Below are 13,924 nucleotides of genomic sequence, written 5' to 3'. Positions count from 1 at the left end.
GCCGAATCGGGAACGTCTGTCTCCGTGCACCGCGAGGGACCGGTACGCGCGTAGTGAGTCCGAGCCCTCGGAAGGACCCCCTCTTGGCCGCCTCGCGCAACGCCTCGACCGCGAATACGAACAACGGCGCAAGCACCGCCCCGCTGCGCATCTCCTTTGCAAAGATCAAGGAGCCCCTCGAGGTTCCGAACCTCCTCGCGCTGCAGACCGAGAGCTTTGACTGGCTGCTCGGCAACGCCGCGTGGAAGGCTCGTGTCGAGGCGGCTCTGGAATCCGGACAGGACGTCCCCACCAAGTCCGGTCTGGAGGAGATCTTCGAGGAGATCTCGCCGATCGAGGACTTCTCCGGGTCGATGTCGCTGACTTTCCGCGACCACCGCTTCGAGCCTCCGAAGAACTCCATCGACGAGTGCAAGGAGCGCGACTTCACGTACGCCGCGCCGCTCTTCGTCACGGCGGAGTTCACCAACAACGAGACCGGCGAGATCAAGTCCCAGACGGTCTTCATGGGCGACTTCCCGCTCATGACCAACAAGGGCACCTTCGTCATCAACGGCACCGAGCGTGTCGTGGTGTCGCAGCTCGTCCGCTCGCCGGGTGTGTACTTCGACTCCTCCATCGACAAGACGTCCGACAAGGACATCTTCTCCGCCAAGATCATCCCTTCCCGGGGTGCCTGGCTGGAGATGGAGATCGACAAGCGTGACATGGTCGGTGTCCGCATCGACCGCAAGCGCAAGCAGTCCGTGACCGTCCTCCTCAAGGCGCTCGGCTGGACCACCGAGCAGATCCTGCAGGAGTTCGGCGAGTACGAGTCCATGCGCGCCACCCTGGAGAAGGACCACACCCAGGGCCAGGACGACGCGCTGCTCGACATCTACCGCAAGCTGCGCCCGGGCGAGCCGCCGACGCGCGAGGCCGCCCAGACGCTTCTGGAGAACCTCTACTTCAACCCGAAGCGTTACGACCTGGCCAAGGTCGGCCGCTACAAGGTCAACAAGAAGCTCGGTGCGGACGAGCCGCTGGACGCCGGGGTCCTGACCGTCGACGACGTGATCGCGACGATCAAGTACCTGGTGAAGCTCCACGCGGGCGAGACCGAGACCGTCGGTGAGAACGGGTCCACGATCGTCGTCGAGACCGACGACATCGACCACTTCGGCAACCGTCGTCTGCGCAACGTCGGCGAGCTCATCCAGAACCAGGTCCGCACGGGTCTGGCTCGTATGGAGCGCGTCGTCCGCGAGCGCATGACCACCCAGGACGTCGAGGCGATCACGCCGCAGACCCTGATCAACATCCGGCCGGTCGTCGCCTCCATCAAGGAGTTCTTCGGCACCAGCCAGCTGTCGCAGTTCATGGACCAGAACAACCCGCTGTCCGGGCTGACGCACAAGCGTCGTCTGTCCGCGCTCGGTCCGGGTGGTCTGTCCCGTGAGCGGGCCGGCTTCGAGGTCCGTGACGTGCACCCGTCCCACTACGGACGCATGTGCCCGATCGAGACCCCCGAAGGCCCGAACATCGGTCTGATCGGTTCGCTCGCCTCGTACGGCCGCGTCAACGCGTTCGGCTTCGTCGAGACGCCGTACCGCAAGGTCGTCGACGGCCAGGTCACCGACGAGGTGGACTACCTGACCGCCGACGAGGAGGACCGCTTCGTCATCGCCCAGGCCAACGCGCCGCTGACCGATGAGCTCCGGTTCGCCGAGAGCCGCGTCCTGGTCCGCCGCCGTGGTGGTGAGGTCGACTACGTCGCGCCCGACGACGTGGACTACATGGACGTCTCGCCGCGCCAGATGGTGTCGGTCGCGACCGCCATGATCCCGTTCCTCGAGCACGACGACGCCAACCGTGCCCTCATGGGCGCGAACATGATGCGCCAGGCCGTTCCGCTGATCAAGGCGGAGGCCCCGCTCGTCGGCACCGGCATGGAGTACCGCTGCGCCACCGACGCCGGCGACGTCGTCAAGGCGGAGAAGGACGGTGTGATCCAGGAGCTCTCCGCGGACTACATCACCGTCGCCAACGACGACGGCACGTACATCACGTACCGCCTGGCCAAGTTCGCCCGCTCCAACCAGGGCACCTCGGTCAACCAGAAGGTCGTCGTCTCCGAGGGCGACCGGGTCGTCGAGGGCCAGGTCCTCGCCGACGGTCCGGCCACCGAGAACGGCGAGATGGCGCTGGGCAAGAACCTGCTCGTGGCGTTCATGCCGTGGGAGGGTCACAACTACGAGGACGCGATCATCCTGTCGCAGCGCCTCGTGCAGGACGACGTCCTCTCCTCGATCCACATCGAGGAGCACGAGGTCGACGCCCGTGACACCAAGCTCGGCCCGGAGGAGATCACCCGGGACATCCCGAACGTCTCCGAGGAGGTCCTCGCCGACCTCGACGAGCGCGGCATCATCCGCATCGGTGCCGAGGTCGTCGCCGGCGACATCCTCGTCGGCAAGGTCACCCCGAAGGGTGAGACCGAGCTGACCCCGGAGGAGCGCCTGCTCCGCGCGATCTTCGGTGAGAAGGCCCGTGAGGTCCGTGACACCTCGCTGAAGGTGCCGCACGGCGAGACCGGCAAGGTCATCGGCGTGCGCGTCTTCGACCGCGAGGAGGGCGACGAGCTTCCCCCCGGTGTGAACCAGCTGGTGCGCGTGTACGTCGCGCAGAAGCGCAAGATCACCGACGGTGACAAGCTCGCCGGCCGCCATGGCAACAAGGGCGTCATCTCCAAGATCCTGCCGATCGAGGACATGCCGTTCCTGGAGGACGGCACCCCGGTCGACATCATCCTCAACCCGCTGGGTGTCCCGTCCCGAATGAACCCGGGACAGGTCCTGGAGATCCACCTCGGCTGGCTCGCCAGCCGCGGCTGGGACGTCTCCGGCCTCGCGGACGAGTGGGCGCAGCGCCTGCAGGCCATCGGCGCCGACCAGGTCGAGCCCGGCACCAACGTCGCCACCCCCGTCTTCGACGGTGCGCGTGAGGACGAGCTGGCCGGTCTGCTGCAGCACACCATCCCGAACCGCGACGGCGAGCGCATGGTGCTCCCGTCCGGCAAGGCCCGGCTGTTCGACGGCCGCTCCGGCGAGCCGTTCCCGGACCCGATCTCGGTCGGGTACATGTACATCCTCAAGCTCCACCACCTGGTCGACGACAAGCTGCACGCCCGCTCGACCGGTCCGTACTCGATGATCACCCAGCAGCCCCTGGGTGGTAAGGCTCAGTTCGGTGGCCAGCGCTTCGGTGAGATGGAGGTGTGGGCGCTGGAGGCTTACGGCGCCGCGTACGCCCTCCAGGAGCTGCTGACGATCAAGTCCGACGACGTCACCGGCCGCGTGAAGGTCTACGAGGCCATCGTCAAGGGCGAGAACATCCCCGAGCCCGGCATCCCCGAGTCCTTCAAGGTGCTCATCAAGGAGATGCAGTCCCTGTGCCTCAACGTGGAGGTGCTGTCCTCGGACGGCATGTCCATCGAGATGCGCGACACCGACGAGGACGTCTTCCGCGCTGCGGAGGAGCTCGGTATCGACCTGTCCCGGCGCGAGCCGAGCAGCGTCGAAGAGGTCTGACGGGTCTGGTCGGGGCCTCCCCGTGAGGCCCCGGCCCTGCCCCGGACCCGTACAGACCATGATTGAGACTCAAACCCTGAGAGGGATTGACGCATAGTGCTCGACGTCAACTTCTTCGACGAGCTGCGGATCGGCCTGGCCACCGCGGACGACATCCGTCAGTGGTCCCACGGCGAGGTCAAGAAGCCGGAGACCATCAACTACCGCACCCTGAAGCCCGAAAAGGACGGACTCTTCTGCGAGAAGATCTTCGGTCCGACCCGGGACTGGGAGTGCTACTGCGGCAAGTACAAGCGTGTCCGCTTCAAGGGCATCATCTGTGAGCGGTGTGGCGTCGAGGTCACCCGCGCCAAGGTGCGCCGTGAGCGGATGGGCCACATCGAGCTGGCCGCTCCCGTCACCCACATCTGGTACTTCAAGGGCGTCCCGTCCCGGCTGGGCTACCTGCTGGACCTCGCCCCGAAGGACCTCGAGAAGGTCATCTACTTCGCGGCGTACATGATCACGTACGTCGACGAGGAGCGCCGCACGCGCGACCTGCCCTCGCTGGAGGCCCACGTCTCCGTCGAGCGCCAGCAGATCGAGCAGCGCCGCGACGCCGACCTGGAGGCCCGCGCCAAGAAGCTCGAGGGCGACCTCGCCGAGCTGGAGGCCGAGGGTGCCAAGGCCGACGTGCGCCGCAAGGTGCGCGAGGGCGCCGAGCGCGAGATGAAGCAGCTGCGCGACCGCGCCCAGCGCGAGATCGACCGTCTCGACGAGGTGTGGAACCGCTTCAAGAACCTCAAGGTCCAGGACCTCGAGGGCGACGAGCTGCTCTACCGCGAGCTGCGTGACCGCTTCGGCACGTACTTCGACGGTTCGATGGGTGCCGCGGCGCTGCAGAAGCGCCTGGAGTCCTTCGACCTGGAGGAGGAGGCCGAGCGTCTCCGCGAGATCATCCGTACCGGCAAGGGCCAGAAGAAGACCCGTGCGCTCAAGCGCCTGAAGGTCGTCTCCGCGTTCCTGCAGACCAGCAACAGCCCCAAGGGCATGGTGCTCGACTGCGTGCCGGTCATCCCGCCGGACCTGCGTCCGATGGTGCAGCTGGACGGTGGCCGCTTCGCGACCTCCGACCTGAACGACCTGTACCGCCGTGTGATCAACCGCAACAACCGCCTCAAGCGTCTCCTCGACCTCGGTGCCCCCGAGATCATCGTGAACAACGAGAAGCGGATGCTGCAGGAGGCCGTCGACGCGCTGTTCGACAACGGCCGCCGTGGTCGCCCGGTCACCGGTCCCGGCAACCGCCCGCTGAAGTCCCTCAGCGACATGCTGAAGGGCAAGCAGGGCCGCTTCCGCCAGAACCTGCTCGGCAAGCGAGTCGACTACTCGGCGCGTTCCGTCATCGTCGTCGGCCCGCAGCTGAAGCTGCACCAGTGCGGTCTGCCCAAGGCCATGGCGCTGGAGCTCTTCAAGCCGTTCGTGATGAAGCGCCTGGTCGACCTGAACCACGCGCAGAACATCAAGTCGGCCAAGCGCATGGTCGAGCGCGGCCGCACCGTCGTGTACGACGTCCTCGAAGAGGTCATCGCCGAGCACCCGGTGCTGCTGAACCGTGCGCCCACGCTGCACCGCCTCGGCATCCAGGCCTTCGAGCCGCAGCTGGTCGAGGGCAAGGCCATCCAGATCCACCCGCTCGTCTGCACCGCGTTCAACGCGGACTTCGACGGTGACCAGATGGCCGTGCACCTGCCGCTGTCCGCGGAGGCGCAGGCCGAGGCCCGCATCCTGATGCTGTCCTCGAACAACATCCTCAAGCCGGCCGACGGCCGTCCCGTCACCATGCCGACCCAGGACATGGTGCTGGGCCTCTTCTTCCTCACCACGGACGAGGAGGAGCGCGAGGTGCGCGGCGAGGGCCGTGCGTTCAACTCCACCGCCGAGGCGATCATGGCCTTCGACGCCCGGGAGCTCTCGCTCCAGGCGAAGGTCGACATCCGCTTCCCGATCGGCACCGTCCCGCCGCGTGGCTGGACCCCGCCGGTGGAGGAGGACGGCGACGACTCCGTCGGCGCCGGTGCCTGGCAGCAGGGTGACTCGTTCCGTCTGCGGACGACCCTGGGCCGCGCGCTCTTCAACGAGCTGCTGCCCGAGGACTACCCGTTCGTCGACTACACCGTCGGCAAGAAGCAGCTCTCCGAGATCGTCAACGACCTCGCCGAGCGCTACCCCAAGGTCATCGTGGCGGCGACGCTCGACAACCTGAAGGCGGCCGGCTTCTACTGGGCGACCCGTTCCGGTGTCACCGTGGCCATCTCCGACGTCGTCGTTCCCGAGGCGAAGAAGGAGATCGTCGCGGGCTACGAGGCGCAGGACGAGAAGGTCCAGAAGCAGTACGAGCGCGGTCTGATCACCAAGGACGAGCGCACGCAGGAGCTCATCGCGATCTGGACCAAGGCGACCAACGAGGTCGCCGAGGCGATGAACGACAACTTCCCGAAGACCAACCCCATCTTCATGATGGTCAACTCGGGTGCTCGCGGAAACATGATGCAGATGCGTCAGATCGCGGGTATGCGTGGTCTGGTGTCGAACGCCAAGAACGAGACCATTCCGCGTCCGATCAAGGCGTCCTTCCGTGAGGGCCTGTCCGTGTTGGAGTACTTCATCTCCACGCACGGTGCCCGTAAGGGTCTGGCGGACACCGCTCTGCGTACCGCCGACTCGGGTTACCTCACCCGTCGTCTGGTGGACGTCTCGCAGGACGTCATCATCCGCGAGGAGGACTGCGGCACCGAGCGCGGTCTGAAGCTGCGGATCGCGGCGAAGGACGAGACGGGCGTGCTCCGCAAGGCGGACGACGTCGAGACCTCCGTGTACGCGCGGATGCTCGCCGAGGACGTCGTCGTGGACGGCAAGGTCATCGCGCCGGCCAACGTCGACCTGGGTGACGTGCTCATCGACCAGCTCGTCGCCGCGGGCGTCGAGGAGGTCAAGACCCGCTCGGTCCTGACCTGTGAGTCGGCGGTCGGCACGTGTGCGTACTGCTACGGCCGTTCGCTCGCCACCGGCAAGCTGGTCGACATCGGTGAGGCGGTCGGCATCATCGCCGCCCAGTCCATCGGTGAGCCCGGTACCCAGCTGACGATGCGTACCTTCCACACCGGTGGTGTGGCCGGTGACGACATCACCCAGGGTCTGCCCCGTGTCGTCGAGCTCTTCGAGGCCCGTACCCCGAAGGGTGTCGCCCCGATCTCCGAGGCCTCCGGCCGCGTGCGGATCGAGGAGACCGAGAAGACGAAGAAGATCATCGTCACCCCGGACGACGGCAGCGACGAGACGGCCTACCCGATCTCGAAGCGCGCCAAGGTCCTGGTCGGCGAGGGCGACCACGTCGAGGTGGGCCAGAAGCTCACCGCGGGTGCCACCAACCCGCACGACGTGCTGCGCATCCTGGGTCAGCGTGCCGTCCAGGTCCACCTGGTCGGCGAGGTCCAGAAGGTGTACAACTCGCAGGGCGTGTCGATCCACGACAAGCACATCGAGATCATCATCCGGCAGATGCTGCGCCGCGTGACGATCATCGAGTCCGGCGACGCGGAACTGCTGCCGGGCGAGCTCGTCGAGCGGTCGAAGTTCGAGTCGGAGAACCGTCGTGTGGTCACCGAGGGCGGTCACCCCGCCTCCGGCCGTCCGCAGCTGATGGGTATCACCAAGGCGTCGCTGGCGACGGAGTCGTGGCTGTCCGCGGCCTCCTTCCAGGAGACGACCAGGGTCCTGACGGACGCGGCGATCAACGCCAAGTCCGACTCCCTGATCGGCCTCAAGGAGAACGTCATCATCGGTAAGCTCATCCCGGCCGGTACGGGCCTGTCCCGTTACCGCAACATCCGGGTCGAGCCGACCGAGGAGGCCAAGGCCGCGATGTACTCGGCCGTCGGCTACGACGACATCGACTACTCGCCGTTCGGCACGGGCTCCGGCCAGGCCGTTCCGCTGGAGGACTACGACTACGGTCCGTACAACCAGTAAGCGAGCAGTTTGATCGACCGAAGGGCGGTCACCCCGTACGCACGGGGTGGCCGCCCTTCGGGTTTCCTACTTGCCGGCCGTCTGCCAGAAGGCGAGGGCGAAGCCGGCGCAGGCGGTGAGCGCCGTGACACTGGCCAGCGGCCAGCGGGTGCGCTCCAGCGCGTCGAGCCGCGCCTCGTGGTCGGCGAGCTGCTTGTCGGTCTGGTCGCTCCTCTGGACGAGCAGGGCAAGCGAGCCGTCGGCGCGGGCGAACCCGGCTTCCAGCGTGCCGCGCAGCCGTTCCAGTTCGAGGGCGACGGTGACCGGGTCGTTCCGGTCAGTCTCGGTCATCGGCGGCTCCCGGTGATCCACTGCGCAGCCAGGACGGCAGCAGTCTCTGTACGCCCTCCAGGGCCATGATCCGCGCCAGTCCGCCGGCGACGGCCAGGGCTCCGGCGACCCAGGGGAGGGTGGCCGGGACACCGGACGCGTCCACGATCGCGGGGAGCACAACGGCGATGCCGACGGCGGTCTGGAGGATGGTTCTGGCCGTGCGCTGGGCGGCATCGGTCATGATCGTCGGACTCCTCAGCGGGTGTAGGGGACTTTCAGGGCGTTCCAGGAGGTGCGGCCCGGCACGCCGTCCGCGTCGGAGCCGGAGAAGCCGAGCTTGCGCTGCCACCGGGCGTAGCTGCGCCGGTCGGCCTCGGACCAGCGGGGGCCGGGGCCGACCTCGTAGGCCGAGCAGCCCTCGGCGACCAGCCGGCGGCCCATGGCGGTGATGACCGGGGAGCTGGTGGCGGAGGTGAAGAAGGAGGAGCCGGGGAAGGGGTGGTGGCGGGGGCCGGCCGGGGCGCCGGGGGCGGCCGGGCGGTCCGGCCGGGCGGGCGCGGTGAGCCGGGCCGCGACGCGGGAGCGCATGCCGCCCATCTCGAAGCCGCGCGGGTCGCTCTTGGTGGCGGTCCACTCCTTGTGGCCGATCACGGAGGCCGCCGTCCAGCCGTGGGCCCGGCAGAGCGCGGCGGCGGCCCGTTCGATCGCGTCCAGCTGGGCGGCCGGCCAGGGGTCCTTGCCGTCGCCGAGGTTGACGCACTCGAAGCCGTAGAAGTGGGCGTTGCCGTCGGTGTCCTGGGCGTCCGGGCGGGGCGGGGCGGTCTCCGCCCTGACCGCGCGCAGCACGTCGCCGTCGCCCGACCCGGCGTGGTTGGCGCGGCCGTTGGCGATCAGGTGGACCCGGCCCTCCTTGTCGATGACGGCCTGGCACAGGGGGCCGGGCAGGGCGGCGTAGCCGTCGCGGCACAGGGCGACGGAGGCGGCGGAGCCGCTGGAGACGGTGTGGTGCACGATCACGCCGTGCACCGGGCCCCAGGCGCCCTTGTGGTTGCGGTTGCGCGTGCGCCAGCCGGGGTGTTCGACGACGCGCACTCCCTCGGCGCGCAGGGCGGCGAGGAGCCGGTCGGGGGTGAGGGGAGCTGCCATCGTGAGTCTCCTCGTCGTGGCGGGGGCGTTCGGGCCCGGGCGGGCCGGGGGGCCGCCGGTCCGCCCGGGGGGCGGGCCGGCGGCCGCGGGGCTCACATCACGGGGTCGATGCGGATGAACCGGGTGTCGAAGTTGCCGGTGCTGGTGGCGTTGGCCGTCCGGTACGCGGGGGTGGCGGTGTGCGCGGTGCCCACCGCCAGGCCGCTGACCAGGAACTGCGTCGACACGGAGGAGCGGTTGGGGGTGTTCACCAGGGCCGCCCGGTCGTCGGACGCGGGGAGCACCACGGCACCGGCGGCATTGCGGATGTTCGCCGACATGTAGCTGCCGACGCCCGTGGCGGTGCTGTGCATGTAGCAGCCGACGGTGACGATGACCTGGCCGGAGGCCGGGGCGGTGAACGAGGCGTTCATGGGGTCACCGACCGCGTCGGTGAGCGTCTCCGCCCAGGTGGTGCTGGTGGTGCTGCCGCCGTCGAGGTTGACCCGGAAGACCGGTACCGGACCGACCGGCGCCCAGGCGGAGCCCGTGTAGTACATCAGGCGTCCCGGGGAGGCGATCCACGCCACCATCCCGGCCACCGGCGCCGTGATCCTGGTGTCCCGCTCGGAGGCGGTGGCGAACCGCATCACCAGCCGTCCGTCCACCGACTGGGCGAGCGACTGGAGGTGTGCGGGCAGGTCGGCGGGGTCGCTCGGCTGCGGGTAGGGCAGGTTGCTGAGCGGGGTGTACTGGGTCGTCATGCGATCTCCTCCTGGCCTCCGCCGGACACGGGGACGGCGGGTGCGATGTCGGGCTCGGGCTCGGGCGCGGGGCCCTCCGGGACGGGGGGCGGGGGAGCGGGGGTGAGGGGGTGCTCCTCCAGGAGCACCTCGACCGGGTGGGTCGGGTCTCCGGGCGCTTCGGTGATGATCTCCACGGCGGGCGGAGCGGGGTCCTCGGTGACGGGGGGCGGTGGCGCCTCCCCGGGCCCCGGGACGTCCCCGGTCGCGGGGGTGTCCCGCGGCGCCGGGATGCCGGTGTTCTCGGTGCTCTCGGTCATAGCTCGCTCTCCTTGACCTGCCGCCAGGTGAGACCCCGCGCGGTGAGGTCGCCCAGCGTCGGGTTCGCGGCGGCCACGTCCGCGTAGGTGTTGCCGACCGCGGCGGGGGCGCGGTCCGAGGGGGCGTCCGGCGTCAGACCGGCGTCCGCCGGCACGCCGTTCGTCCTGGTGCCGCGGAGGGCCAGGGTCTGCTGGACCGTCCCGGCGGCCGTCGAGGCGGTCTTGATCCCGACGACCCAGGCGAAGGTGTCCAGCGCCGCGCCGGAGGAGTCCACGACGCGGACGACGTCACCGAGCTGGATGCGCGGGTCGTACAGCACCTCCACCTCGCCGAGCACGGGCACGGGGTACTGGCCCGCCGCCCGCATCGCGTCGGCGAGTTCCTGCGCCGCCCGGTAGTCCTGCACCCAGTCGCTGGCCTCGGCGCAGAACTCCTGGCGCCCGTGGTACTTCTCGCTGGTGCTGCCGGAGACCCACGAGGTCGCCTGCCGCTCGACCGCCTCGGTCGACGGCTTGAGCGTCTGGATGTGGACCGAGGGCTTGCCGTCCTCCGTGACCGTGTAGAGACGCCGGCCGGTGCGGTTGGTGAACCGCAGGACCAGGCACCCCTCCTCGCGCCGGGCGAGGATGTCGACGGCGCCCTTGACGGCGTCCGCGCCCGCCGCGTTGGAGGCGGCGAAGCGCACCGAGAAGCCGGGCGCGACGCTCTGGTCGTCGTCGACGTTCGGCGGACCGACGTCGAACTCCTCCTCGGCGAGCACGTACTTGAGGGTCACCGAGCTGTTGCCGGGGACCTCGCGCACGACGGTGTCGTTGTAGACCGTGCCGCCGGTGACCTTCACCGACGACCAGTCCTTGAACGGCTGCACGCAGTAGTTGCGGCAGGCGTCGATCTCCTCGGTGACGGTGAGCGCCGCGATGTCCCGTACCGACGTCAGGGTCAGGTCGGGCGAGGTCGGGGCCTTCGCGAAGCGCGTGTAGTTGCGCCAGCGGAAGATGCCCTGCTCGTCGAAGTCGGCCGTCGACATGCTCGCCTTGGCGATCTGCGTGATCACCTCCCACTGGGAGCCGGACACGCGCGGGACCGCGTACAGCGGGAGGATGGCGTCGTCGAGCTCGGCCTCCTTGGCCCACGTCTTCTGGGCGAACTCCGTGGCGGTGGGCGCGGCGGCCAGACCGCTGCTGAGCTGGACGGCTTCGGCGGAGAGCTGGGTCACCAGCCGCAGCTGGTACAGCTCGGCGGCCGGCTGCTCGGCCGAGGGGTCGGTGAAGGTCACCGGCCCGCACGGGTGGTGCGTCCCGTCCGGCGCGGTGAGGAACGGCTGGACGGTCGGCAGTACGGACGACCCGGTCGACGTGGTGTCGAACAGGCCGCCGATGTGCCAGACGCCGCGCTTCTGCTTGAGCGCCGAGACGCCCCAGGAGTAGTAGTAGCCGCTGCCCTCGCGGGTGCCGGAGTGCATGAAGACCTGGCCGGTCGAGAAGTCGACGGCCAGCCGCAGCCGTCCGGTCTGGGTGCCGGCGCGGTTGAGGTCCAGCTCCAGGGCGACGGTGCTGCCGAAGCCGACCGCGTTGTTCACCCATGCCTCGGCGAACAGCCGGCTGCCCGGCACGGTGACCCGGCTGCGCGGGAACCAGGTGGCGGTCAGCGCGCCGGTGTCCGGCGCGGCGGCGTGCGGCACGAGCGCCATCTCGTGCGGGGCGCCCTCCCTGCTCCAGCTGTAGTGCCGCGGGTCGGGAACGATCTCCGGCTGGCCGTAGGTCGCGGCGAACCCGCCGTGCAGCGAGGCGTACACCAGCGTCAGCGGTGCGGCGGGGTCGAACTCCGGGTACCGCGGCGGCGGGCAGGAGTGGACGCCGGCCTGCCGCAGCAGCTCGTCGACGCACCAGGTGGCGGTGGCCACCGGCCGCCGCCAGTAGAAGCCGGCGTACGGCTTGGGCAGGTCCGCGGGCCCGTGCAGCCGCTCGGCCCCGTCCAGCGCGGTCAGCTGCACGCTGTCCGTGCCGGACGCCGCGGAGCGGTTGCGCACGGTGCCGCGGAAGGCCGGCAGAACGCCCGCGTCGGTGCCGTACTGGTGGACCACGGACTGGCCGGGGCGGGCGATGTCGCCGGTGGAGCGGGGCGCCCACGGCGAGTACAGCGCGGGCGCCGACTTGCCGCCGCTGCCGGAGACCTGCAGCTGCAGCTGCGCCGACGAGCTGCCGGAGAAGGCGCGCATGGCGTCCGGCAGGTCGGTGCTGTAGCTGCGCTCCAGCTGCCAGGACTGGACCTGTTCGGACACGTCCTGGCCGCCGAGGCGGGTGGTGTGGTCGGTGACGCGCGAGCCGGACTGGAGCGACTCGGCCAGCTTCGGGTCAGTTGCTCGCACCGGCCACCTCCGCCATCTCGATGGAGACGTTGCGGTACGGCAGCGGCCGGGCCGGGGTGTCGGTGTAGCCGGTGACGGCCATGACCGGGCACCCGTCGCCGGGCAGCTGCGGCACCGTGGGGTCGATGTGCAGCAGCTTCGCCGGACCGATCCGCGACTGGAACGCGGTGGTCGCCGAGGCGAACGACACCGTGGCCGAGACGTGGGTGGCGCCGGCCGGCACGGCCGCCGGCGCCCAGCCGGTGGCAGTGCCCAGCGACGCTCCGGCGGCGTCGTGGAAGGTCAGGGCGCAGCTCTGGGCCCGGGTGCGGACCGCGGCGGGCAGCACCAGGCCGACCAGGCCCGTCCCGGGCGGCAGCACGTGCCCCTTCTGGGTGTCGTTGACGAAGGTCAGCGTTCCGGCGGTGGACGCGGCCAGGGAGGCGACCGCGTACCCGGAGGCGTCCGTCGACAGGGTGACGCCCGTCGCCGTCCACTGCGTGAGCGGGCCCCGGCCGGCGGCCTGGTCGGCGGGCAGCAGGTTCACCGGGGCGGTGGGCACGTGGTCGTCGTCGATGGTCAGCACGGCGCCGTCGAGCCCGTAGGTGCCGATCTCCCCGGCCACGCCCGAGGGGGTGACCAGGGCGGCACCCGCGGGCACCGTCGCCACCAGGGTGTGACCGGTGTCGGCCGCGGACGACAGGTACGTGCCGGCCGCGTCGCGCCAGTGCAGACGCGTGGCGCAGGGGCCGACCCGCCACGACTTCGGCAGGGTGAACCGCACGCGCATGCCGGGTACGACGGGGAAGCCGGCCCGGGGCCGGCGGTGCCAGCTGAGCTGCGCCGTGGTGGCCTCCGCCTTCCAGACGTACGTCTGGGGGAGCGCGCCCGCGGCGGTGGACAGCTCCAGCCGGCCGCTGCCGCTGACGGAGGTGTACCAGACGTTGTACGGATTGCTGGACGCGATGCGCCCCTCCGCCTGCAGGGGGTCGAGCAGGTTGCGTGCCACCGGGTCGAGCAGGTCGACGGGCCCTGGCCCGTCGATACGGCGGGCCAGCCGGTCCAGGTGCGCCGCGTCGTCCTGGGACAGCCGGTCGAAGGTGAGCTTGATCCGGCGGGGGCTGCGTTTGGGCGCGATCGTGGTGATCTGCCCGCTGAGCGAGGTGAACTGGGAGACGCCGAGGTCCGCTCCGCGTTCGAAGGCGGTGGCCGCCTGACTGATCTCCCGGAGCTGTCCGGGCAGGCCGACCCAGAGATTCCTTGGCATGGGGCGTGCCTCCTTCCTTGGTCATGGCTACGGGGCCGAGGGCATGGCGGTGACCCCCGGTCGGGGGGACCGGGGGTCAAGTGCCGGGCCGCGCCGCGGGGGTGTGGGGTACGGGCCGCCGGGCCGGCCGGCGGGGCCGAAGGGTCGGTGCCGTGGCATGTGCGCGGCACACGGGGCCGGCCGCTGCGGCGGGGTGTGCGCGGCTCGGTCCGCCGGGGCGGGGCCCGAC

At 70.1% G+C, this 13,924-nt stretch carries 9 protein-coding genes; 2 read left to right on the top strand and 7 right to left on the bottom strand.

Annotated elements, in window-relative coordinates:
* Positions 1-83: 83 nt before the first annotated feature.
* Entirely contained in the window at positions 84-3,569 is a 3,486-nt protein-coding gene (gene rpoB / locus ACIA79_RS24505) for a DNA-directed RNA polymerase subunit beta (protein WP_399430468.1), read from the top strand.
* Positions 3,570-3,665: 96 nt separating this feature from the next.
* Positions 3,666-7,580 (top strand): DNA-directed RNA polymerase subunit beta', encoded by a 3,915-nt coding sequence (locus ACIA79_RS24500; protein WP_399430467.1) that lies wholly within the window; start codon positions 3,666-3,668, stop codon positions 7,578-7,580.
* Positions 7,581-7,646: 66 nt separating this feature from the next.
* Here ACIA79_RS24500 and ACIA79_RS24495 read toward each other — a convergent pair whose 3' ends face one another.
* From ACIA79_RS24495 to ACIA79_RS24465, 7 genes are all read right to left on the bottom strand, one after another.
* Complete coding sequence (locus ACIA79_RS24495; RefSeq protein ID WP_399430466.1) at positions 7,647-7,910, bottom strand: hypothetical protein; 264 nt, start codon at positions 7,908-7,910, stop codon at positions 7,647-7,649.
* Entirely contained in the window at positions 7,897-8,133 is a 237-nt protein-coding gene (locus ACIA79_RS24490) for a hypothetical protein (protein WP_399430464.1), read from the bottom strand. The genes ACIA79_RS24495 and ACIA79_RS24490 overlap by 14 nt, the downstream gene beginning before the upstream one ends.
* A gap of 14 nt (positions 8,134-8,147) precedes the next feature.
* Positions 8,148-9,038, bottom strand: coding sequence for a peptidoglycan-binding protein (locus tag ACIA79_RS24485; protein ID WP_399430463.1), 891 nt, complete (start codon positions 9,036-9,038; stop codon positions 8,148-8,150).
* A gap of 92 nt (positions 9,039-9,130) precedes the next feature.
* The gene (locus ACIA79_RS24480; protein ID WP_399430462.1) at positions 9,131-9,781 is read right to left on the bottom strand and encodes a hypothetical protein; all 651 of its coding nucleotides are present in this window, start codon (positions 9,779-9,781) and stop codon (positions 9,131-9,133) included.
* Positions 9,778-10,080, bottom strand: coding sequence for a hypothetical protein (locus ACIA79_RS24475; protein WP_399430461.1), 303 nt, complete (start codon positions 10,078-10,080; stop codon positions 9,778-9,780). The genes ACIA79_RS24480 and ACIA79_RS24475 overlap by 4 nt, the downstream gene beginning before the upstream one ends.
* A complete protein-coding gene (locus ACIA79_RS24470; RefSeq protein WP_399430460.1) occupies positions 10,077-12,449 on the bottom strand; it encodes a hypothetical protein in 2,373 nt (790 codons plus the stop codon). The genes ACIA79_RS24475 and ACIA79_RS24470 overlap by 4 nt, the downstream gene beginning before the upstream one ends.
* Positions 12,436-13,695 (bottom strand): hypothetical protein, encoded by a 1,260-nt coding sequence (locus ACIA79_RS24465; RefSeq protein ID WP_399430459.1) that lies wholly within the window; start codon positions 13,693-13,695, stop codon positions 12,436-12,438. Before ACIA79_RS24465 ends, ACIA79_RS24470 begins: the two co-directional genes overlap by 14 nt.
* Between the last annotated feature and the right edge of the window lie 229 nt (positions 13,696-13,924).

It is taken from the genome of Streptomyces sp. NPDC051310 (assembly GCF_044455245.1).
Taxonomy (GTDB): Bacteria; Actinomycetota; Actinomycetes; order Streptomycetales; family Streptomycetaceae; genus Streptomyces.
The sequence above is the reverse complement of the archived record's forward strand: the minus strand, read 5'-3'. Positions and strand labels throughout refer to the sequence as shown.